Below are 22995 nucleotides of genomic sequence, written 5' to 3' on the forward strand. Positions count from 1 at the left end.
CACACCTCCTAGTGTTGTAAATTATATTTTAACATAAAAGATATAGTAATAGCAAAATTAATATTAGTAACATATATTAATAGAAATCGATTAATTTAAAATGGAGGTTTTTTATGATCAGTTCAGCAGCTTCCATCATTCTTTTTCTATTATGGATTATATATTTAGGTTTGTTGGCATACACCATATATAAAGTATACCCACTAAAAAGTAAAGGTAGTTATTCAAAAAAAATAGTTAAAGAAGTAATAATTATAGCTGGTCTGCAAATACTTATATTTGTTTTATGGATAATATTTTATTATTTTATTACTAATTTAGCTATGGTATTTTTGTTAACTATTTTAGATATGGTACTTGTGTTAAATATGATACTTACTGTAGAAAAATTAGATTATGATCCTCTAAATAGTTATATACCATATTTATATTCCTTTTCTATTATATCTATAATTGTATATTGGTTATGGATTATGAATTTATAGTATAAAGTATTACCAATAGTTATGTGTTTAATTATTGGTAATATTTTTTTACGTAAATCATATAGATTTATATAAAGTAATAATAAATTAGGGGGAGAATGTGGAGCTTATATCATTTAAAGGAGAATATGACCTTATTTTATTAGTAGCTATTGTTTTAGCTATGATAATGATGTCTATAGTAGTATCGTTATTTAATCCAAATACAAAAGAAGAGTATTATAGTTTTAGTAGACCTAAATTTGCGCCACCAGCTATTTTATTTAAGATCATATGGATAATACTATACATACTTATGGCATGGTCATTATATAGAATTATTTTGATTACTAATACCGGAGAAAACACAGTTATACAATTAACATTATTTATATCTCAGTTAATAATTAATTATTTATGGAGTTTTATCTTTTTTAAGTTTAAGAAAAGGAAACTTGCATTATTTACTATCATTATATTAATATTATTAGTAATATCATTGATAATTTCTTTAATTAAATTAGATATATTATCAGCTATATTACTATTACCATACTTAATATGGTTATTATTCGCACTTGTATTGTTAGTATATATAATTAAGAGGAATAAAGAACAATGAGTAAATGTTAAGAAGTAAGGTGATAAAGTGATTTTGTTAAAAAACGGGGAGATTCATACAGTTACTAATGGGATCTTCTATGGTGATATACTTATAGATAATGGCAAGATAAAAGATATTGGGGCTAATATAAATATAGAGGGATGTGAATCTATTGAATTGAATGGTGCATATGTATCTCCAGGCTTTATAGAATCCCATTGCCATGTAGGATTACATGGTCAAGATGTAGGAGCCGGTGAAGGAATAGATATTAATGAAAGCACTGATCCTATTACAGCATCGCTGAGAGCTATAGATGGTATAAATCCTTTTGATAGCGGATTTCAAGACGCTAGAGAAGCAGGAGTAACTACTGTTCTTACAGGTCCAGGTTCGGCGAATGTAATTGGTGGAACCTTTGCTGCTATAAAGACTAAAGGAATAGTAGTTGATAAAATGGTAATAAAAGAAGAAGCTGCACTTAAGGCGGCTTTTGGAGATAATCCAAGAAGAATTTATAAAAGTAAAAATAAAATGCCGTCAACTAGAATGGGAGTGGCAGCAATTTTAAGAGAAAATTTTTATAAGGCTGAGAGTTATAATCATAGAGTAAATATTCTAAAATCAAAGGGAGAGTATTATGAAAGAAACTTAAAATTAGAAGCTTTAGTGAAAGTTTTAAATAAAGAGATCCCATTAAAATGCCATTGTCATAGAGCTGATGACATAGCGACTGCAATCAGGATAAAGAAGGAGTTTAATATAGATATAACTCTAGACCATTGTACAGAGGGACACCTTATTAAAGAATATATAAAAGAAAATCAATTACCAGTTATAGTTGGACCTATGCTTTCATCTAGAGGAAAACAAGAGCTAAAGAATAAAAGAATAAGTACTATTACAGAATTGTTCAATGAAGGACTAGAAATGGCTTTAACTACAGATTATCCTGTAATGCCATTTTCAGGTTTACTTAATACTGCTATTGAAGCATGTAAAAATGGAGTGGATGAAGAGGATGCCTTAAAGATGATTACAATAAGTGCAGCGAAAATTTCAGGAATTGATAAAAGAGTCGGTAGTATTGAAGTAGGTAAAGATTGTGACTTAGTGATTTTTGATAATAATCCATTTAAATATGTTAGTAAAATTTTGTATACAATAATAGATGGGAAAATAGTTTATAATAATCTTGACAATAATTAAGGAATAAAATAATATTTAATTAAGTAATTAAATATTTTAACTCGGTGAAAGAGAAAAGTAACATATAATAAGCTTATAGAGAGTAGATGATGGTGGAAGTTCTACAGTGGATATATGCGAAAAGAGCTGTTGGAGAGTTTCTTATACAAGTGGACATTATGTCAAATAGAGTGGTACCGCGGATAATCCGTCTCTTTATATGAGACGGATTTATTTTTTGTGAATATTATTTATATATGGAGGTTGTAATATGGATTATAAAGTTTTAATTAGTGAAAAAATTGCAGAAATAGTTGATTTAGATGCCAATACTATAGTAGATAAAATAGAAATACCACCTAAATCAGATATGGGAGATTTTGCATTTCCATGTTTTATTCTTTCAAAAGTTATGAAAAAAGCTCCTAATTTAATAGCTATTGACCTTGCAGAAAAAATTAATAAGGACAATTTAGAGAAGGTTGAAGCATTAGGACCATACTTAAATTTCTTTTTAGATAAATCGGCTTTTGGAAAACAAGTATTAGAAGGTGTTTTACAAGCTGGAGAAGAGTATGGAAATTCTAATATTGGTAAAGGTGGAAATGTTGTTATAGATTTCTCATCACCTAATATAGCAAAGCCGTTCCATGTTGGACATTTATTTTCCACTGCTATTGGTAATGCATTATATAGAATGTACAATTCTCAAGGATATAATTCTGTAGGAATAAATCATTTAGGAGATTGGGGAACACAGTTCGGTAAGTTAATATCTGCATATAAGAGATGGGTTGATGAAGAGGCTCTTGAAAAAGATGCAATAAAAGAACTTTTAAGAATATATGTTAAATTTCATGATGAAGCAGATATAGATCCATCATTAGAAGATGAAGGAAGAGCGTATTTCAAAAAATTAGAAGATGGAGATGAAGAGGCTGTAGCATTATGGAAGAAATTTAGAGAATCTTCACTTAAAGAATTCCAAAAGGTTTATGATAGACTTGGCGTAAAATTTGACTCATATAATGGAGAAGCTTTCTATAACGACAAAATGGACGTTGTAGTACAGGAGTTAAAAGATAAGAATCTTCTTACAGAAAGTAATGGCGCTCAAGTTGTAAACCTAGATGAATATAATATGCCACCATGTATAATCTTAAAGTCAGATGGAGCGACAATCTATGCTACAAGAGACTTAGCCGCAGCATTATATAGAAAGAAAAAATACAATTTTGTAAAGAGTCTTTATGTAGTTGGAGGACCACAAGCATTACATTTTAAGCAAGTATTTAAAACTTTAGAATTAGCAGGACATGAGTGGGCTAAGGATTGTGTTCATGTTAGCTTTGGATTAGTTAAGTTTGCTGATAGAAAACTTTCAACTAGAAAAGGAGAAGTTATTTTCCTTGATGATTTATTAAAAGAATCAGTAAATAAGACTCTTGAAATAATTAACGAAAAAAATCCAAATCTCGAAAATAAAGAAGAAGTTGCAGAAAAAGTTGGTATAGGTGCAATGGTATTTACTTACCTTAAAAATTCAAGAGATAAAGATATTGTATTTGATTGGAATGATATGCTTTCTTTTGATGGAGAAACAGGTCCATATGTACAATATACTTATGCTAGAGCGAAGTCTATCTTAAGAAAGTTTGGAACAGTTGAAGGAGATGTAAATTATAGCTTATTAACATCTAAAGAAGAGTTTGAACTTATAAAGACATTAGATGGATTAAATGATGCTATATTAAATGGTATAGAAAGAAACGAACCTTCTGTAGTTACTAGATATGTTATAGATGTAGCAAAAGCATTTAATAAAGTATATAACGCATTACCAATAGGTACAGCAGAAGAAGAAGTTAAGAAAGCAAGATTAAAGTTGGTAGAAGCAACTTCTATAGTAATTAAAAAAGCACTTTATTTAATTGGATTAGAAACTGTAGAAGAGATGTAATATATAAAATATAGTAATAAAGAGTATTTTAGAATGGCAAAAGCCAGGATAAAATACTCTTTATTTTTATAAAAAATATAATTATATTGAAAAAATGTATAAAATATAGTAAAATATTTATATAAATTATAGTAATTTCATTTGGTGACGTTGATGTATAATTTTAATTATGATTTATAGTTGCTAGATAAATATTTATTTGATTAATAGAAATTTATATACTAGTTATCCTCGTAAAATAATATTAAAAAGAAGGTGTTATTGGTAAATTTCTAAAATTTTATTATTATCAATGTAAACGTTATTATGTTAAAAATCAAGGAGGGTAAATATGGGGAAAGCATTAAAAAGATTAACTAGTTTAGTAACTACAACTATCTTGACTGTTAGTTTAATCTGTGGTGATATAAAAATAAGTCCACAAATTGAAGTTCATGCGGCAACTGATTACACAAATGAATATGGATTAGCAAAAGAAACAAAAGATGGAGTTATACTACATGCATTTACATGGAGGTTTAATACTATTAAGGATAGAATGAAAGAAATAGCGGAGAATGGTTATTCTGCAGTACAAGTATCTCCAATACAACAGTGTTCAAGTTCTCCAGGACAGAATGTTTGGGAATGGGTTTTCACGTATCGTCCAACTGGATATTCAATAGGAAATCATATTGTTGGTACTGAAGAAGAATTTAAAGAGATGTGCAAAGAAGCAGATAAGTACGGAGTAAAGATAATAGTAGATGTAGTAGCAAATCATTTAATAAGAGATAATGAAACAGATCCAAGTTTAAAAGATAATAATGCATATTTTCATAATGCAGGGGTAATAAATGGTAGTGATTATGAAAATAATAGATGGAAAGTAACACATGGGGATTTAGCTGTTGATTTACCTGATTTAAATACTTCTAATAAGGATGTTCAAAATTATGTTATACAATTTTTAAATAAGTGTATCGATGATGGTGCAGATGGTTTTAGATTTGATATGGCAAAACATATAGAGCTTCCTAATGATGATGGTGGAAGTGATTTTTGGCCTACAATTTTAGATGCTATTTATAAAAAGAAGTCAGATGCATTTGTTTATGGAGAAGTATTACAAGATGCTACTTCTAATTATACAGAATATAATAAAATTATGTTTACTGGCGCCGATAGTTATTCACGTAATCTTAGAGATAATGTTATTAATAATAATAACATAAGTAATGTTAACGCAATTCTTAATTATTGTTGTGATGGTGCAGATCCTAGTAGGTTAGTAACATATATTGAAACACATGATCATTTTGCTAATGATACAGGGAGTACTCCTAACGTAAATGGAGGTACTAGATATTTTAATAATTGGCAAATGGAAAAAGGTTATACAATAGTGGCATCAAGAGAAAAGGGAACTCCATTATTTTATGATAGGCCAGCTTTTACAGGAATGGTAGAAAGAACAGCGAAGTGGCCAGGTACTTATGGTTTAGGTGGACCTATGGGAGTATCACAAAATATGTGGAAAGATGCTGAAGTAATAGCAACTAATAAATTTCACAATGCTATGATTGGAGAAAAGGAATATATTGAAGCAATAAATAATAACACATTGATAATAAAACGTGGAAATAAAGGTGTAGCAGTAATAAATATGGATGGCGGAGCTGACGTTAATGTTAAAGTAGATTTACCAGATGGAGAATATAAGGATTTAGGAACTAGTGGTGGAACATTTAGGGTTTCTGGTGGAGTGTTAACAGGTAAAGTTCAAAGTGGTAAAACTGCATTTATATATAAAGAACCAGTTATAGTAAAGGAGCCAAAAGCAACAATTTCACAAGAAGGAGGAAGCTTTATTGATTCCTTAACTTTAACATTAGGATATACTAATGCAACATCAGGTACTTATAGTATTGATGGTGGAGCAAAGAAAACATATTCTAATGGAGAAAAAATTACAATTGGTAAGGATAAAGAAGTAGGAGAAACAGTAAAAGTTACATTAACAGCTACAGATGGAACAAAAACTTCAGATCCAGTAACTTATACTTTTAAGAAAAAGGATCCAAATGAAAGAAATATAGCATATATGGAAAAGCCATCATCATGGCCTAATGCTTATGCATATGTTTATAATGATGATCCTACAGCAGCTACAGTAAAAGAAAATGCTAAATGGCCAGGATTACCTATGACAAAAGGTGATGATGGAATATATTATTATGAAATGCCAGAAGACTATAGTAATGCAAGAATAATATTTACTGATGGAACTAAGGAAGGTAATAAATATCCAACTGGAATAGATACTCCAGGATTAACCGTTGAAGGATCTATGATTTATAAAGATGGATCATGGGAGCCTTATGATAATCCAAATAAGAAACCAACAGTTTCTATATCACAATCTGGAGGAGAGTTTGTAGACAAGTTGACATTAACATTAGGATATACTAATGCTACATCAGCAGTTTATTATATAGATGGTGTAAAAAAAGGAGCTTATACTAATGGTGAAAAAATTACTATAGGTGAAGATAGTAACGTTGGAGACACTATAACAGTAAAATTGGTAGCAACAAATGGAAATAATAAAGCGGAAGAAGAATACAAATTTAAAAAGGTTAAAGGAAATGAAGAACTTTCTTTAGATAGTATAACAACTAATTTAGCATCACCACAATTAGAAGGTAGTACAATTAAAATTACTGCAAATGCATCAGGTGGTGTTGGAGATCTTCTTTATAGATTTGAAATAGATGGAGAAGTAGTACAAGAATATTCTGATAAAAGCACTTATACATGGAAGCCGGATACTAAGGGAGATTACAATATTAAAGTTACTGTAAAAGATGAAGATGGAAATAGAGATTATGATTCTATAACTTATACAATAAAAAAGAAAACAATCAATTTATCAATAGATAGTTTTACAGTAAGTTCCAAGTCTGTAAAGGTAGGAGAAACAGTAAAATTATCAGCAAGTGCATCTGGTGGAAGTGGAACAGTACAATATAAATTTGTAGCTAGAAAAGATAGTAAGGAAACAGTAATAAGAGATTATTCAACTACTAAGACAGCAACTTGGACACCATCAGTTGCAGGAGACTATGAATTATTAGTTTACGTTAAAGATAGTGATGGAAATAGTGATTCAGATAGTGCAAGTTGTACAGTAGAAGAATCAGATGAAGACATAGTGATAACAACAGATAAGGCATCACCACAAGTAACTGGAACTTCAATAAAGATAACTGCAAAGGCTAATAATGCAAAAGAATATAGATTTTCTATATATGAATCTAATAGTGGATGGAGTACGTTAAGAGAATATGGAACATCAAATACAGTAACATGGACACCAAAATCATCAGGAAATTATAAAATATGGGTTGATGTGAAGGATTCAAAAGGTAATGTTATTTATGGAAAAATGAATTATGTTGTAAAAGGAAAAACTGTAAGAGTAGAAGAAACAAATACAAATATCAAGTATACAGGAAGTTGGAAGACAGTAAATGGAGATAAATACAGTGGAAGTACTATAAAGACAACAAGCCAAAGTGGAGCAAAGGCAGAATTTACATTTACAGGAACATCAATAAGCTTAATAGGACCAAAGGATAATACAAGAGGAATAGCAAAAGTAACAATAGATGGAACAGTATATACAGTAGATATGTATAGTAGCACATCACAACCAAGAGTATATATGTTCCAGAAGAAGGGATTATCATCAGGAAAGCATACAATAACCATAGAGTATACAGGGTTATCAATGACAAGTGATGCAAATGCAACAATGGGCTTTGATGGAGTGGATATAATAGATGGAGATATTGTAGAGACTGAAACAAAGCCAATAACAAAGAGAATAGAAGAAGATAATGAAAAGATAAGTTATAGCGGCAAGTGGAATATATTAGAGTATAAAGACTATAGCAAAGGAAAAGCGCTAGGAACAAATATAAAAGGATCAAAAGCAACATTTAAGTTTACAGGAACAGGAATAAGCATAATAGCATCAAAAAAATCTAATAGAGGAATAGCAAAAGTAACAATAGATGGGAAAGTATATAATGTAGACATGTATAGTAATAATTTTGTACCAAGGACATATGTATATTCAGATAAGAACTTATCATCAGGAACACACACAATAACAATAGAGTATACAGGAAGTGCTAATAGTTCAGCAACAGGAAATATTATAAGTATTGATGGTTTTGACATAATTAATGGAGATATAATTTAAAAAAAATAATACTGGCTTATTTTAAGCCAGTATTACTTTTATCATCTTTTTTATATGCAGGGCATTTAGATGAACAATTTTTACAGTGACATCCCGATTTGCTTTTTTTTATATTAGAATAAAGAAGATATATAGCTAATAATATTATCAAAGCACCTATAACTATTTCCATAAAATATCCTCCTTAGAATATTGCAGATCCAATATTAAAAATTATAAAACTTGCAATCCAAGCTACAACAAATTGAAATATTACTGAGAAGGTAGCAAATTTACCTCCGAATTCTTTTTTCATAGCACCAATAACAGATATACAAGGAGTATAAAGAAGTACAAATACTAAAAAGGAGTAAGAGGAAACAGCTGTGAAATGTGATGGTAAAACACTAGATAGCTGTTGCCCAGCACCATAAATTACACCCATTGTGCCTAATATAACTTCTTTAGCCATTATACCAGTTATAAGAGAAACAGAACTTTGCCAATCTCCAAATCCAAGAGGAGTAAAAATAGGTGCAATAAATTTTCCTATATAAGCAAGAAAAGAGTCATTAATATTATCATTGCTTATATATCCTGTTAAATTAAAAGAAGACAGAATCCAAATCAGTACAGACATTGAGAAAATTAAAGTTCCAGCTTTTTTTATAAATCCAGAAGCTTTCTCTAAAGTGTTACGACAAAGATTTTTTATGTTTGGAATTTGATATCTAGGTATTTCGATAACTAACGGTTCATCATCATTTTTAAATGAAGTCTTAGAAAGTAAAATTCCCATTAAAAAAGCTACAAATATACCTAGTAAGTACAATGAAAAAATAATTTCTGTTTCATAACCAAAGAAAAATACACTAGCAAACAATGTGTAAACAGGTAAACGGGCATTACAACTTATAAATGGTACTAAAAGTGCAGAAAGTTTTCTATCTTTTTCACTTTCTAGAGTTCTAGATGACATTACAGCAGGAACAGAGCATCCAAATCCTATAATAAAAGGAATAAAAGCTTTGCCTGATAATCCCATACTTCGCATCAATTTATCCATTATAAAAGCGGTTCTAGCCATATAGCCACTATCTTCCAAAGCTGATATTCCTAAGAATAAACAAAGGATAACAGGAAGAAAAACAATAACTTGACCTACACCTCCAATAATTCCATCTACAATAAGTGAAGAAAACCAAGGTGAAGAATCTTTTAGTAAATTAGATAAATAAGGAATAAGGTTGTTTTCCATAATATCTCCTAAAAGATCAGAAAGTGGTTGTCCTACCCATGAGAAAGTAAGTTTAAAAATTAAAAATAAAAGTAAGAAGAATATAGGAAAAGCTAAAAATCTATTTAGTACAATAGAATCTAAAATTTTAGTCCATTTATCTTCATCGTTACTTCCTAAAGAGATAGTTGAATCTTTTAGAATTCTATCTATATATTTGTAAGTTTCAGCTTCTGAGGTAAAGTTATATTTAGAGGAAGTAGATAAACTACTAAAATCTTCAGATTCGAGAAGTTTTATAACTTTATTTAAAGTTTTTGAGTTAGTGGCAGAAATAGGAACTATATATAAATCTAAATTAGCTTCTAGCTTTGCTAAATCATAATTGATACCTTTTTCTTCAGCAATATCCATCATATTTAGTAATAGTATAATAGGCTTGTTGAATTTTTTTAATTCTGTAGTAAGATACAAATTTCTTGATAAATTTGATGCATCTACAATATTTAAGATTACATCGACTTCTTCTGTTTCAAGGAAAGTTTTAGCAACTTTTTCTTCATTAGAATAAGTATCCATTGCATAAATTCCGGGCAAGTCTACAATTTTAATATTTTTATTTAAAAAACCTTCTTTTTTTTCGACGGTTACCCCAGCCCAGTTGCCAACTTTATAATTGGAACCTGTTAAAGTGTTGAATAGTGTAGTTTTACCAACGTTGGGATTACCGATTAGTGCGGCTGTTAACATTTTATGCCTCCTTGATGAATATATTTTTAGCATCTTTTTTTCTTAAGGCTAAATCAAACCCTCTAAAATTAACTATTATAGGATCTCCTAGTGGAGCTTTTCTTTTAATTTTTATTTCTGTTCCTTCTAGGCAACCTAAAGCATTTAATCTTTTTACTAGTTTTTTATCACAGTCTATTTTTGTGATTAAGGCTGGTTGTCCTAATTTTAGCTCTATTAAACTCATATATTCCTCCTAATTTAAAGTTTATGTAAAAAATATAAGAATATGAACAATAAAATATTATTGGTCATGAAAATTATTCTCAACCGTATAATAGCATAATTGAATATTTTTCTCAATTATATTATATGTAGGACAAATATAATTTGCAATGTCACAATAGAATAATTAAAAAATAAAGGTGTTGACAATATTAAATCATCAAAATATAATGTATATAACATAATTAAATATTGACTTATCAAGAGAGGCGGAGGGAATGGCCCGATGAAGCCCAGCAACCTGAGAAATTAAGGTGCTAAATCCATCAGTATTAAGCTGAAAGATGAGGAAGATCGTATAAAAACTCGAGTTTTCCTCGAGTTTTATTTATTTCTATGAAGATTGCTAATTTAGTTAAATGATGATGAATAGAAAACCTAGTATAGTAATAGGAATTATGTATAAGGTATTTGGAGGAAATATTATGATTGAAATAAAAAACTTAACTAAAAGTTTTGGCGATGTATCAGTTTTAAAAGACATTAATCTAACTATAAATAAAGGTGAAATATATGGATTAGTTGGACAAAGTGGGGCAGGAAAATCAACATTATTAAGATGTATAAATAGACTGGAGACTTATAATGATGGATCGTTAAAGGTTGAAGGAAAAGAAGTTAAAGAGTTTTCAGAGAAAGAGATAAGAAATTTTAGAAAAAATCTAGGAATGATATTTCAACATTTTTCATTATTAGAGAGAAAGACAGTATATGAAAATGTTGCACTTCCTATGGAATGTTGGGGATATCCTAAAGGTAAGATAGAGGCTAGAGTAAATGAATTATTGAAAATAGTAAATTTAAAAGAAAAAAAGAAATCAAAACCAAGAGAACTAAGTGGAGGGCAAAAGCAAAGAGTAGCAATAGCTAGAGCATTAGCATTAGAACCGAATGTATTACTTTGTGATGAAGCTACATCAGCTCTAGATCCTAGAACGACAAAATCTATATTAAAGTTATTAAGAGAAATAAATGAGAAATTAGGTATAACTATAGTAGTTGTTACTCATCAAATGGAAGTTGTAAGAGAAGTTTGTAACAAGGTGGCTATTCTAGAAAAAGGTGAAATTGCAGCTGAAGGATATGTTGAGGAATTATTTTTACATCAGCCTAAAGCTTTAAAGAGTTTACTAGGAGAAGCAGAAGATGAGTTATTACCTGAAGAAGGAACTAATATAAGGATAGTATTTCCAAAAGAGAGTTCTGAAGGATCAGTAATAACATCAATGGCAAGAGAGTTAGATATAGATTTTTCTATAGTTGGAGGTAAACTAGAGAAATTTAGAGATGATGTATTAGGAGCATTGATTATTAATATTGATAAAGACAATATTAATAGAGTTAAAAACTATTTAGATAGTAAGAAGGTAGTATGGGAGGTAATAACTAATGACAGATAATTTTCCGTTATTTTTACAGCAAATATTGTTACCAGCATTAAAAGATACATTATATATGGTTATAACATCAACAATATTAGCATCAATAATAGGATTTGTTCTTGCAATAATATTATTTGTTACTGATAAGGATGGATTAAGACCTAATAGGTATATATATAAAATTTTAGATATAGTAATTAATATTTTAAGAAGTTTTCCTTTTATTATATTAATAGTAGCAATAATACCTTTTACTAGATTTATTGTTGGGAGAAGTATTGGAGAAACGGCAGCTATTGTCCCACTTACTATAGCATCAGCACCGTTTATTGCAAGAATAATTGAATCAGCACTTAAGGAAGTTGATAAAGGACTTATAGAAGCAGCTAAATCTTTTGGTGCATCTAATATGCAAATTATATTTAAGGTAGTTGTAAAAGAGGCTATGCCATCAATAATATCTGGAATAACACTTTCAATAATATCAATAATTGGATATTCAGCTATGGCTGGTGCAGTTGGGGCAAATGGTTTAGGTAAAGTTGCTATAACATATGGATATACTAGATTTGATAACAAAGTAATGTTCTATACCGTTGTAGTATTAATAATAGTTGTTCAATTAATACAAACTGTGGGGAATGTTTTATATAAAAAATTAAAATAATATTATTGTGAGGAAAAGGAGAGATTGAATTATGAAATTAAAAAAGCTAATAGCATTATCATTAACAGCAATAGTTGCATTATCATTAACAGCTTGTGGAAGTGAAGAAAAAGCTGCAGATGATGGAAATAAGACTAAAATTGTTGTGGGGGCGTCACCAGTACCTCATGCAGAAATTTTAGAAGAAGCAAAGTCAATTTTAAAAGAAAAGGGATATGAGTTAGAAATAAAAACTTTTGATGACTATGTACTTCCTAATACAGCAACAGAAGAAGGAAGTCTAGATGCAAACTTCTTTCAACATACACCATACTTAGAAACTTTTAATGAGGAACAAAAAACACATTTAATAGCAGGTGCTAAAATACACATCGAACCAATGGGAGCATATTCAAGTAAAATAAAAGATGTGTCAGAACTTAAAGATGGAGCTACTATATCTATACCTAATGACGGATCTAATGGAGGAAGAGCACTAAAACTATTAGAATCAAAAGGGCTCATTGAACTTAAAGATACAGAGATTCCTTCTGTATTAGATATAACAGAAAATCCTAAAAATTTAAAAATTGTTGAAATGCAAGCTGAACAATTACCGGTTTCACTACAAGATGTAGATTTATCAATTATAAATACTAATTTTGCAATACAAGCAAATTTAAATCCACTAAAAGATGCTTTATTTATTGAAGGAAATGATTCACCATATGCTAATATATTAGTTACAAAAGAAGGAAACGAAAATACTGAATGGTTTAAGGCATTAGAAGAAGCATTAACTTCAGATAAAATTAAGAGTTTTATTGAAGAAAAGTACAATGGAAGTATTGTACCAGCATTTTAAATAATAAATTTTAGTAAAAAGCTATCACATAGGAGCTGTCGCAAGAACGATTAAATTTCGTAAGCGGCAGCTTTTTTTATCAGTGCACAATGATTGAGAATTGTGAAATGTGAATTGAGAATTAGCATTTAGTATTTAGTAGTATTTAATTTTTGCTAATATGGATATATAATATAATGTATGAATAAAAACCATGAGAAGGTGAATTAATGCTAATAAGAGAGACGGTAATTCCTATTGATGAGATAAATGAAGAGTTATTATTAGAAGTTAATGGAGAAAAGAAGTTATATAAAAAATCTATATATTTAGATTTAGAACATTATGTATATAAAGTACCTATATGCGTTGGAGTTTTTGGAATTGGGTATTTAGATGAAGAGAATAATGAATTTAGAGTAGTACAGTATATGCTTGAAAATAGACAAGATGTAAGAGTGGTATTACATAAAGGAAAAGAGTTATTAGAAAAGTTAAAAAAAGAATTTGGAAAAAAATATATTACAACTTTTTCTGGCAATAATGATTTTACAGTAATTAGATATTTGTTTAAAAAGTATAAAATAGATATGGATGTTAACAAAGAGTTCGCATCTATAGATATTCAAGAAGAATATAAAAAGGCTAAGAATGAAATTATTGGACTTAAAAATTTAGAAAAAATTTTTAATATAGATAGAGATAGTGAAGTCATTTCTGGGAATACTTTGGCAAAGACTATAGGTAAGATGTTTCATGATGAAGAGTATTGTTATAGAATACCAAAGGAGAAAATAGATAAAATTTTAATTTATAATGAAAAAGATGTTTATAACCTATTTTTGATAAATACTTTATGGAATAAATTCATAGATAAATAGTAATAATATGTATTTAGTTGGTGGTTAGTTGTAGTTTTAAAAAGCTTAACTATCAACTAAATGGTATTAATAACGCTAAATTTTTCAGAATATTTCCAAATATCATTGACATAAAAAAATGTAAAACATATAATTATAGTATAGAGATATAAAAATTAATATAGGAGGTGTAGTTATGATATTTGCAGTTTTAGTGACATTATATTTAGCTATAATGTTAGTTTCATTATATATGTTTATCGTGAAAACGATTAGAGTGTCTAAATATGGAAAAGGCGTTTTTAAATTAAATTCAAAAAAATGTAAAAAGGATATAAAAGCTAGAAAAGAGTTTATAGTTCCTGTAGCTCCTTTTGCAGATGGAGACAAAGTATATCTTCCTTTAACAGCTGTAGCAAGATTAATCGGAATTAAAAATATAACAGAGAGCGAAGATTATAAGTTGATAATTAAGTTTTCAGGAAAAAATATCAAAGTAGATAATGATAATATCGTAACTCTCTCAAACGGATATAACAATAAGAAAAAATTCTCTGATGTTCAAGTGAAGAACGATCATGTTATGATAGAAAGTAGAATTTTAAGAGATTTATTTGGAGTATATGTAGAGATAGTTGACGATAACGTAATTTTAAGATAATTAAGAGTCCAGTAATGGACTTTTTTTTTATGTCTTCTCATATGTATATAAAGAGGAGGAGATAATATGTTTTTTGAACAATCATTTATAGGAATACTGATATGTATATTTATCATGATATTGGCTATAACATATATAACTATGGCTATTTTAGTGAGGAAAGTATATTTTAAAGCAGTAGAGGATATTAACATTAGAAAGTTAAAAAAGGAAGAAGGAAATTCTATATTGGTAAAGGAAACTATAGATACCTTCAATGAATATCTGAAAAATGGAATAAAAAATATAAACACTGAAGCTTTAATTGATGAAAAAATTCCTACTAGAATTTGTACTATGGAAAATTATATGAAATATATTATATCTACAGTAATAGTTTTAGGATTATTAGGTACATTTATAGGGTTAACGGGTTCAATAGGTTCAATACATACGGTAATAGACAAAATCATAGTTGAGGGAGGAAATATAGATGAATTTCTTAATGGAATTTCAATACCACTAAGTTCAATGTCAACAGCTTTTTTTACTTCAATAACAGGTATATTATCATCTATATTATTAAGAGCAATAGCAATAGCTACATATGTACCATATAGAGAAAAATATTATAGTCTTATGGAGAATTATTTAGATAACATACTATTAGCTGAAAGAGATTCAGATTTTGAAAGATTGCTGTTAAATTTAACTAAAAATATGAATACTGCTATGAGAAATATGTGTGATAATATAAGCGGAACTTTTGAGAGAGAAATTCAATCTTTGTCTAGGCCAATCAATGACTTTAAAAGATCTGTTGACTCTTTGAGAAGGGTTAGTGAAAGAAATGAAGAAGCCACAAAAGAATTAAGTTCTAATATAGATAAATATTCTACAGCTATAGAAGGCCAACGATTAAATAAGTTTATGGATGATATGTATAGGTTGGTGGGGGATATAGATGAGAAAAATAAAAGATAATAAAGATATTGAGTTTAATTATTGGCCATCTTTTGTAGATGTTATGAGTACTATAGCGTTAGTATGTATATTTATGATGATAATTTTTACTACATTAATTTATGGAAAATATAGCAATTTGAAAAATACATATAATAAGTTTGATGATATAGGAAAAAATAGAGCCCTACTATATGAAAAAGTAGAACAAGAATTAAAACCTCAATTAGGAGAATATATAGTTTTTGACAAGAGCACTGGAGTAATAGAAATTAATACAGAGATACTTTTTGATGTAGACTCTTATGAACTTACTGATAAAGGAAAAGAATTATCAAGATTATTAGGAGATGTATTAATAAAATTTTTATCTAATGATCAATATAGAGATAAGATAGAATCTATTGAAGTAATTGGACATACTGATAATACATATACAGGGGAATATAATAGATTTTTATCTACAGATAGAGCAGGGGCATTTGTAAATGAAATGTTATCTGGCCAAGATGAAGATACTTATGGAAAGTTTTTCAAAGCCTCCGGTATGAGTAAGTTTTCACCTAAAGCCGGTACTGTAGAGAATCAAACGGTAGAAGAAGAAAATCTTAATAGAAGAATAGAGGTATGTATAAATTTCAATGATAAAGACATAGAAGAATCAATAAAAACGTTTTTTAGTAAAGAAGATAAATAATAAAAATACTACATAGTGAATTATATAAATTTATATTTATTAGTGCACAAGGCACAAGTAAGGTGAAAATTCCTATTTGAGAGGAATTTTATTATAGTCCTGCGGACAGCAAAGTGTTTTCATATTTACTATAAATCCATATATTCACCAAGCTATATGAAGGTGCAACCTTCATTAGCCCCCTGTAATAACTTTTATATTAGCTGTGATATAAGCAAGAGAATAGCCTAACTTATAATATTCAACTAAACACTTAAAATTTCAGAAATTCCCCAGGAATTTCATCCATACCTGTGCCTTGTGCCCTGATACTTGTGCCCTGCACTATACCTTTCATTTGCTCTATTTTGCTGAAAAAGCTGCTACACTCATTTGTGCAACAGCCTTTTTATTATCTTTTAAATTTAGTTTGTTTATTTATAATATATTTTGATTTATTACGGTTCCTTTTTTTATTCTTAAATAAGTATACGATACTTATAATTGATATTATTACTACAATAGTTAAAATTACTATACTCCATTTTATTATTCTAAACCAACTGTAGTAGGATTCATTTTCAGTTAGAATAGTATCTCTATAAACTGATGAATATACAGGAATTTCTATAGAGTTTTCTTTTTCATTAATGATGATTGATCCAATAGGGTCTGTATTATTTTTTCTAAAAACATCAGCATCTATGCTATATTTAACAGTAGTATTTTTTGTATTAAAGTCATTGTTATATATTTCAACATTATCCTTTATATAAAGATCCACATTTTTTGTTTTCTCAGGACCAAAAGTTTTAAAAACTTTGTACTTTACATCTATTGAACCTACTGATGCATCAGTAGTAAATTCAACAGAATCACTACTATTGAATTTATTGCCAGAATATATAGACTTTTTAGCTTCATAAGAGTAATCTATTATTGATTTCATATCGGTAAAAGATGCTTCACTAGAAGGTGCAAAAAGAACAACTCCCAGCATCTTTCGTCCATTTCTTTCAAATAATGATGTTAAGCATCTACCAGCTTTATCAGTGAAGCCTGTTTTACTTGCAATGCATGTACTATCTGTAAGATCAGGATAATCTCCATTTATAAATCTATTAGTATTTCTTAAACGAACTTCTCCATTTCCAAAGTCATGTACATAAGATGGAATTTTAGATGCAGCTAAGATTTCAGGAACTTTGTAAGCTTCTCTAGCTAGTAAAGATATATCATAAGCTGTAGTTTGATGATCTGAAGTATTAGTATCTAAACCACTAGCTGTTACAAAGTGAGTGTTCTTCATATTAAGTTCTTTAGCTTTTTTATTCATCATTTCTATAAATTGTGAAGTATCGCCATTACTTACAGTAGGTATATTAGTAGCGATAGTTTCAGCTATATCATTAGTTGAAGCAATTAGTATACAATTTAATGCTTCTTCAGCTGTTAACTTTTGTCCAATTGTTAAATGAGTGTACTCATACAAAGCAGAAGGTTCTTGCTCTAATGTATAAGGTTCTATTTCTATAGTATCAGTTGGACTTGTATTCTCTGTTAAAATTAAAGCTGTCATAAGTTTTGTTATAGATGCAGGAAAAGCTTTTTCTTCAGCATTTTTAGAATAAATTACATCTCCAGTATCTACATCTACTGTGATGGCATATTTACTTTCTATTTCAGGATATTTTATAGTATTAGCTTTAGCCTGTATAGGATTTAATATAGTAGCAGATACTAAGATAACAGATAATAATATACTTTTTATTTTCATAATTGTAATCACCTTTTTAATATTAATCGCTATTATAGAGTATAACATTTACAAAGAATATACTCAAATATTTGTTATATAGTTATAAATGTTTTGAATTTTCCGAAAAATCTTTAAATTCACATAATTATCTGATAAAATATTAATAGAGTTTTGTTGGGAGGTTAATGATATGGAAAGAACGTTAGCATTAGTTAAACCAGATGGGGTAGAAAGATGTTTGATAGGAGAAGTAATTGCTCACTATGAAAGAAAGGGGCTTCATATAGCAGATATTAAGATGGTTGTTCCTAGTAGACAATTGGTGGAAGAGCATTATAAAGAACATAAAGGAAAAGATTTTTTTGATGAGTTAGTAGATTATTTAACCGGGAGAAGTGTAGTAGCAATGATTGTAGAAGGAACTAACGCTGTAAGTGTAGTAAGAAAAGTTAATGGTAATAAAAATCCATTAGAAGCGGAGTTGGGCAGTATAAGAGGAAAGTATGCTTTTGAAACTACTAAAAACTTAGTTCATGCATCTGATTGTATTGAAACAGCTCAAAGAGAGATAAATTTATGGTTTCAATAAAATAATAGTAATAAGTGGCTGTTTGCATGGGGAAAATAGATTGCGCAGCCATTTTTTGTTTATAATTGTTATTTAGTATTATTTTGATTTTAATGTAACATAAAATAAGGAATATCATACTTTAATTATATATAGATTAATGAAATGTAAAAAAATTCTTGACTTAAATGTAAAAAGAAGGTATAATCACATTAAACAAGTAGGAAAAGTAAGAATGAGGTGATGACACTGAAGATTTCAACAAAGGGAATATATGGGTTAAAGGCTTTAATTGATTTAGCAATATATTCAAAAGAAGATATCGTGACATTAAAAAGTATCAGTGAGAGACAAAATATTTCTGAAAGATATTTAGAGCAAATTTTTTCTTTGCTTAGAAAAAGTAAGATAATAGTAGGTAAAAAGGGATCACAAGGTGGATATTCTTTAGATGTAAAACCTGAAGATACAACAATATACACTGTACTTAAAGCATTAGAAGGGGACTTTTTACAAATGTCTTCAGTAGAAAGTGATGATAAGCTAGATAAAGTGATTGAAGAATTAGTATGGAATAAGTTAGACGAATCTATAACTAATTTTTTAACTAGTATTACATTGCAAGATTTAATAGATGAATATAAAAAGGATGAAAAAGATCCATTTATGTATTATATATAATTTTTTTAACTTTAATACCTAGTAAAACGATAGAAATAGTAAGGAGAGGATAAAAATGAAGATTTCTAAAAATTATATTGAATTAGTGGGGAAAACACCTTTGTTAGAATTGGGAAAATACTCAAAAAACAATAAGTTAAATTCTAGAATTATAGCTAAACTAGAAGAATACAATCCAACTGGTAGTGTCAAAGATAGAATAGCATTGGCTATGGTTGAGGATGCTGAAAAGAAAGGATTACTAAAAGATAATTCAGTGATAATTGAACCAACATCAGGGAATACGGGGATTGGGTTAGCTTTTGTTGGAGCAGTTAAAGGATATAGAGTTATTCTAACTATGCCTGAAACAATGAGTATTGAAAGAAGAAAAATACTAAAAGCCTATGGTGCAGAATTAGTATTAACTCCAGGTAGTGAAGGAATGAAGGGAGCGATACAAAAGGCAGAAGAATTAGCAAAAGAGATTCCTAATGCGTTTATACCACAACAATTCACAAATTCTTCAAATCCAGAGTATCATAAAAAAACTACTGCTGTTGAGATTTGGGAAGACACTGAAGGAAAAGTTGATGTAGTAATAGCTGGCGTAGGTACTGGAGGTACTATTTCAGGAATAGGGGAATATTTAAAGAGTAAAAATCCAAATATTAAGATCATTGCTGTAGAACCTAAAGATTCACCAGTATTATCAGGAGGTAAACCAGGAGCACATAAGATACAGGGAATAGGAGCTGGATTTGTTCCAGATAATTTTTATAAAGATTTTATAGATGAGATAATACAAGTTTCAAATGAAGATTCTTTTAAAACTGTAAAAGAGTTAGCTAGAACAGAAGGTGTTTTAGCAGGAATATCTTCAGGTGCTGCTTTATATGCAGCAAAACTTGTAGCTGAAAAAGAATTAGGAAAAAATATAGTTGTAATTTTACCAGATACAGGACTTAGATATCTTTCTACTCCAGTATTTGATGAAGTGTAAAATTTTATAAAAAAAGTTGTTGACAAAATAAAAGATAGGAATATAATGGAATTAAGAAAAACGAATTAAATCTATGAGTAAGAGGAGTAGATTAAGAATTAATTTTTAGAGAGTCGATGGTTGGTGTAAATCGATATTTAATCTTTATTGAATGGACTTACGAGAGGAAACTGAAATTCTAGTAGAAAAGTAGGGGACACGGCTTCCACCGTTAACAGGATAGGGTATGTTAGTACCTAAAAAGAGATATGAATATGTTGAAACATATTTGTAATAGAGGTGGCACCGCGATTTCAAGCCCTCTACGCTTAGGCGTAGAGGGCTTTTTTGTTTATAAAAGAAAAGGGGGCAAGAAAATGGAAATAGAAGTTTTGTTTTTAGGAAAAGATAAAAAATTATCATATAAGTTATTAAATGGGGATGAGGAGACACCAATAACATTGTTCAAGAGACTGAAAGGACAAAATAAAATGATACTTGAAAGTGCACTAGGTGGAAGATATTCGATATTAGTTACTGATCCTTATAAAAAAGTTAAAAGTTACGGAAATAAAATAGAAGTTATTTACAAAGAAAAAGAAGAAATTTTAGAAAAAGATATATTAGCATTTTTAAAAGAAGAAATAGAATTTGAAGTTGAGAGTTATGAAAAATTTCCTTTCTTGGGAGGGGCTTTAGGATATATAGGCTATGATGAGAAAGCTACCTATGAAAAGGTACAATTTGAGAATCCTGATACACTTGGAGTACCAAAGTCATATTTGATGTTCTATAAAAAATTTATTATATTCGATCATCACTTCAATAATTATTATTTATGTTTAGTAACAGATGTAAATCAAGATGTAACAGATGAGGATTTCAATTTTGTTAGTAGCGATAAAATTTATAAGGAAAAGGAATTTATTAAGGAACAAAATGATTTCACTACAAATATGACTAAAGATTCATTTAAGAATATGGTAACTAAATGTAAAGAATATATAGTTCGTGGAGATGTATTTCAAGTTGTTCCTTCACAAAGAATAACAAAAAAATATGTAAAAGATGAATTTAGTATATATAGAAAATTAAGAAGAACAAATCCTTCACCATATATGTTTTATATGGATTTTGGAGATTTTAAAATAGCAGGATCATCACCAGAACGGTTAGTAAAGGTTATTGATGGAGTAGTTAGTACTAATCCTATTGCTGGGACAAGACCAAGAGGAAATACTCCCGAAGAAGATTTGAAATTAGAAGAAGAATTAAAAAATGATGAGAAGGAAAGAGCAGAACATTTAATGCTAGTAGATTTAGGTAGAAATGATATTGGAAAGATATCAGATATAGGAACTGTAGAAGTAAATAAATTTATGGTTATTGAAAAATATAAAAGAGTAATGCACTTAGTATCTGAAGTAAAAGGAAAATTGAAAAAAGATATATCAAAGTTAGAAGCACTTAAAAGTATAATGCCAGCTGGAACGTTAAGTGGAGCACCAAAGGTAAGAGCTATGGAGATCATAGAAGAGTTAGAACCTTGTGCTAGACGAATTTATGGTGGAGCTATAGGATATTTTTCTAATGGTGGAGATTTTGATACTTGCATTGCAATAAGAACAATTATTTTTAAAGATGGACTTGCTCATGTTCAAGGGGGAGCAGGCATTGTATATGATTCCAATGAAGAAAAAGAATATGAAGAATCAATTAATAAAGCAAGAGCGCTTTTGGAGGTAATAGAATGATTTTAATTATAGATAATTATGATTCATTTACTTACAATGTTTATCAATATGTAGGGGAAATATATAAAGATATTATGGTTAAAAGAAATGATGAGATTACTTTAGAGGAAATAAAAGAACTAAAACCAGAGGGTATAATAATTTCACCTGGACCTAAAAGACCAGAAGATAGTGGAGTTTCTTTAGAGGTTTTAAGAAATATAAAGGATATTCCTATTTTAGGTATTTGTTTAGGTCATGAAGCTATAGGATATGTTAATGGCGGAGAGATAGTGGAAGCACAAAAAATAATGCATGGTAAAACATCACTTATTAATCATGATGGTAAAGGATTATTTAAAGGATTACCCAATCCATTAAGAGTTATGAGATATCATTCATTAGTAGTTAAAGATGATAAGTTAGAAGGTTTAAATGTAACTAGTAGAAGTTTAGATGACAATGAAATAATGTCAGTTTCTTCAGAAGATGGAATGATAATGGGAGTTCAATTTCATCCAGAATCAATATTTACTGAAGAGGGAAAGAAAATTATTAAAAATTATATAGAGATAGTTAGGGGGTAA

Annotated in this window: 21 protein-coding genes, 1 riboswitch and 1 other annotated feature; of the genes, 17 read left to right on the plus strand and 4 right to left on the minus strand. The window is 28.9% G+C overall.

The features are described 5' to 3' along the window. The first annotated feature begins 113 nt into the window (after positions 1-113). The 5 genes from CM240_RS03590 (at position 114) to CM240_RS03610 (ending at position 8465) form a co-directional block, all read left to right on the plus strand. Positions 114-485: a hypothetical protein gene (locus CM240_RS03590; protein ID WP_044036532.1), complete on the plus strand. Its 372-nt coding sequence runs from the start codon at positions 114-116 to the stop codon at positions 483-485. A 100-nt stretch (positions 486-585) separates the two neighbouring features. Next, on the plus strand, positions 586-1086 hold the full coding sequence (locus CM240_RS03595) for a tryptophan-rich sensory protein (protein ID WP_051483663.1): 501 nt from the start codon (positions 586-588) through the stop codon (positions 1084-1086). A 30-nt stretch (positions 1087-1116) separates the two neighbouring features. Continuing rightward, the gene (locus CM240_RS03600) at positions 1117-2277 is read left to right on the plus strand and encodes an amidohydrolase (protein WP_044039702.1); all 1161 of its coding nucleotides are present in this window, start codon (positions 1117-1119) and stop codon (positions 2275-2277) included. Between the two features lie 250 nt (positions 2278-2527). After that, on the plus strand, positions 2528-4216 hold the full coding sequence (gene argS, locus CM240_RS03605; RefSeq protein ID WP_044036534.1) for an arginine--tRNA ligase: 1689 nt from the start codon (positions 2528-2530) through the stop codon (positions 4214-4216). 331 nt (positions 4217-4547) lie between these two features. After that, positions 4548-8465 carry a triple tyrosine motif-containing protein gene (locus tag CM240_RS03610; protein ID WP_044036542.1) on the plus strand — a complete coding sequence of 1306 codons (3918 nt, stop codon included), beginning with the start codon at positions 4548-4550 and terminating at the stop codon, positions 8463-8465. 16 nt (positions 8466-8481) lie between these two features. On the opposite strand, the gene CM240_RS17195 is transcribed toward CM240_RS03610, so the two are convergent. From CM240_RS17195 to CM240_RS03620, 3 genes are read right to left on the minus strand one after another with little or no spacing between them, the layout of a single operon-like run. Next, complete coding sequence (locus CM240_RS17195) at positions 8482-8637, minus strand: FeoB-associated Cys-rich membrane protein (RefSeq protein ID WP_084485361.1); 156 nt, start codon at positions 8635-8637, stop codon at positions 8482-8484. Between the two features lie 12 nt (positions 8638-8649). After that, positions 8650-10431: a ferrous iron transport protein B gene (gene feoB, locus CM240_RS03615; RefSeq protein ID WP_044036543.1), complete on the minus strand. Its 1782-nt coding sequence runs from the start codon at positions 10429-10431 to the stop codon at positions 8650-8652. A gap of 1 nt (position 10432) precedes the next feature. Then, on the minus strand, positions 10433-10657 hold the full coding sequence (locus tag CM240_RS03620) for a FeoA family protein (protein ID WP_044036545.1): 225 nt from the start codon (positions 10655-10657) through the stop codon (positions 10433-10435). A 232-nt stretch (positions 10658-10889) separates the two neighbouring features. Further along, positions 10890-10986: riboswitch (SAM riboswitch) on the plus strand. Between the two features lie 134 nt (positions 10987-11120). Between CM240_RS03620 and CM240_RS03625 the strand changes: the two genes are divergently transcribed. The 7 genes from CM240_RS03625 to CM240_RS03655 all read left to right on the plus strand — a co-directional run bounded on the left by CM240_RS03625 (position 11121) and on the right by CM240_RS03655 (position 16727). Next, a complete protein-coding gene (locus CM240_RS03625) occupies positions 11121-12095 on the plus strand; it encodes a methionine ABC transporter ATP-binding protein (protein ID WP_044036547.1) in 975 nt (324 codons plus the stop codon). Further along, positions 12085-12744 carry a methionine ABC transporter permease gene (locus CM240_RS03630; protein WP_051483664.1) on the plus strand — a complete coding sequence of 220 codons (660 nt, stop codon included), beginning with the start codon at positions 12085-12087 and terminating at the stop codon, positions 12742-12744. Before CM240_RS03625 ends, CM240_RS03630 begins: the two co-directional genes overlap by 11 nt. A 31-nt stretch (positions 12745-12775) precedes the next feature. Next, positions 12776-13588: a MetQ/NlpA family ABC transporter substrate-binding protein gene (locus CM240_RS03635; protein WP_044036549.1), complete on the plus strand. Its 813-nt coding sequence runs from the start codon at positions 12776-12778 to the stop codon at positions 13586-13588. Between the two features lie 209 nt (positions 13589-13797). Then, positions 13798-14448 (plus strand): ribonuclease H-like domain-containing protein, encoded by a 651-nt coding sequence (locus tag CM240_RS03640; protein WP_044036551.1) that lies wholly within the window; start codon positions 13798-13800, stop codon positions 14446-14448. A 175-nt stretch (positions 14449-14623) separates the two neighbouring features. Then, positions 14624-15088, plus strand: coding sequence for a stalk domain-containing protein (locus CM240_RS03645; RefSeq protein WP_044036553.1), 465 nt, complete (start codon positions 14624-14626; stop codon positions 15086-15088). Positions 15089-15154: 66 nt separating this feature from the next. Further along, complete coding sequence (locus CM240_RS03650; protein ID WP_044036561.1) at positions 15155-16051, plus strand: hypothetical protein; 897 nt, start codon at positions 15155-15157, stop codon at positions 16049-16051. Then, on the plus strand, positions 16032-16727 hold the full coding sequence (locus CM240_RS03655) for an OmpA/MotB family protein (RefSeq protein WP_044036563.1): 696 nt from the start codon (positions 16032-16034) through the stop codon (positions 16725-16727). Before CM240_RS03650 ends, CM240_RS03655 begins: the two co-directional genes overlap by 20 nt. Positions 16728-17118: 391 nt before the next feature. Here CM240_RS03655 and CM240_RS03660 read toward each other — a convergent pair whose 3' ends face one another. After that, positions 17119-18483 (minus strand): D-alanyl-D-alanine carboxypeptidase family protein, encoded by a 1365-nt coding sequence (locus CM240_RS03660; protein WP_044036565.1) that lies wholly within the window; start codon positions 18481-18483, stop codon positions 17119-17121. A gap of 172 nt (positions 18484-18655) precedes the next feature. On the opposite strand from CM240_RS03660, the gene ndk reads away from it, so the two are divergent. From ndk to CM240_RS03685, 5 genes are all read left to right on the plus strand, one after another. Next, positions 18656-19054: a nucleoside-diphosphate kinase gene (gene ndk / locus CM240_RS03665; protein WP_044036567.1), complete on the plus strand. Its 399-nt coding sequence runs from the start codon at positions 18656-18658 to the stop codon at positions 19052-19054. Between the two features lie 228 nt (positions 19055-19282). After that, positions 19283-19714, plus strand: a complete 432-nt coding sequence (locus CM240_RS03670; RefSeq protein WP_044039704.1) for an RrF2 family transcriptional regulator — start codon at positions 19283-19285, stop codon at positions 19712-19714. A gap of 55 nt (positions 19715-19769) precedes the next feature. Continuing rightward, positions 19770-20696 (plus strand): cysteine synthase A, encoded by a 927-nt coding sequence (gene cysK, locus CM240_RS03675; RefSeq protein WP_044036569.1) that lies wholly within the window; start codon positions 19770-19772, stop codon positions 20694-20696. Positions 20697-20760: 64 nt separating this feature from the next. Beyond that, positions 20761-21002 (plus strand) — a binding site (T-box leader). 50 nt (positions 21003-21052) lie between these two features. Next, positions 21053-22429 (plus strand): anthranilate synthase component I, encoded by a 1377-nt coding sequence (trpE, locus tag CM240_RS03680; RefSeq protein ID WP_044036571.1) that lies wholly within the window; start codon positions 21053-21055, stop codon positions 22427-22429. Next, on the plus strand, positions 22426-22995 hold the full coding sequence (locus CM240_RS03685; protein WP_044036573.1) for an anthranilate synthase component II: 570 nt from the start codon (positions 22426-22428) through the stop codon (positions 22993-22995). Before trpE ends, CM240_RS03685 begins: the two co-directional genes overlap by 4 nt.

This window comes from Clostridium bornimense (assembly GCF_000577895.1).
Classification (GTDB): Bacteria; Bacillota; Clostridia; order Clostridiales; family Clostridiaceae; genus Clostridium_AN; species Clostridium_AN bornimense.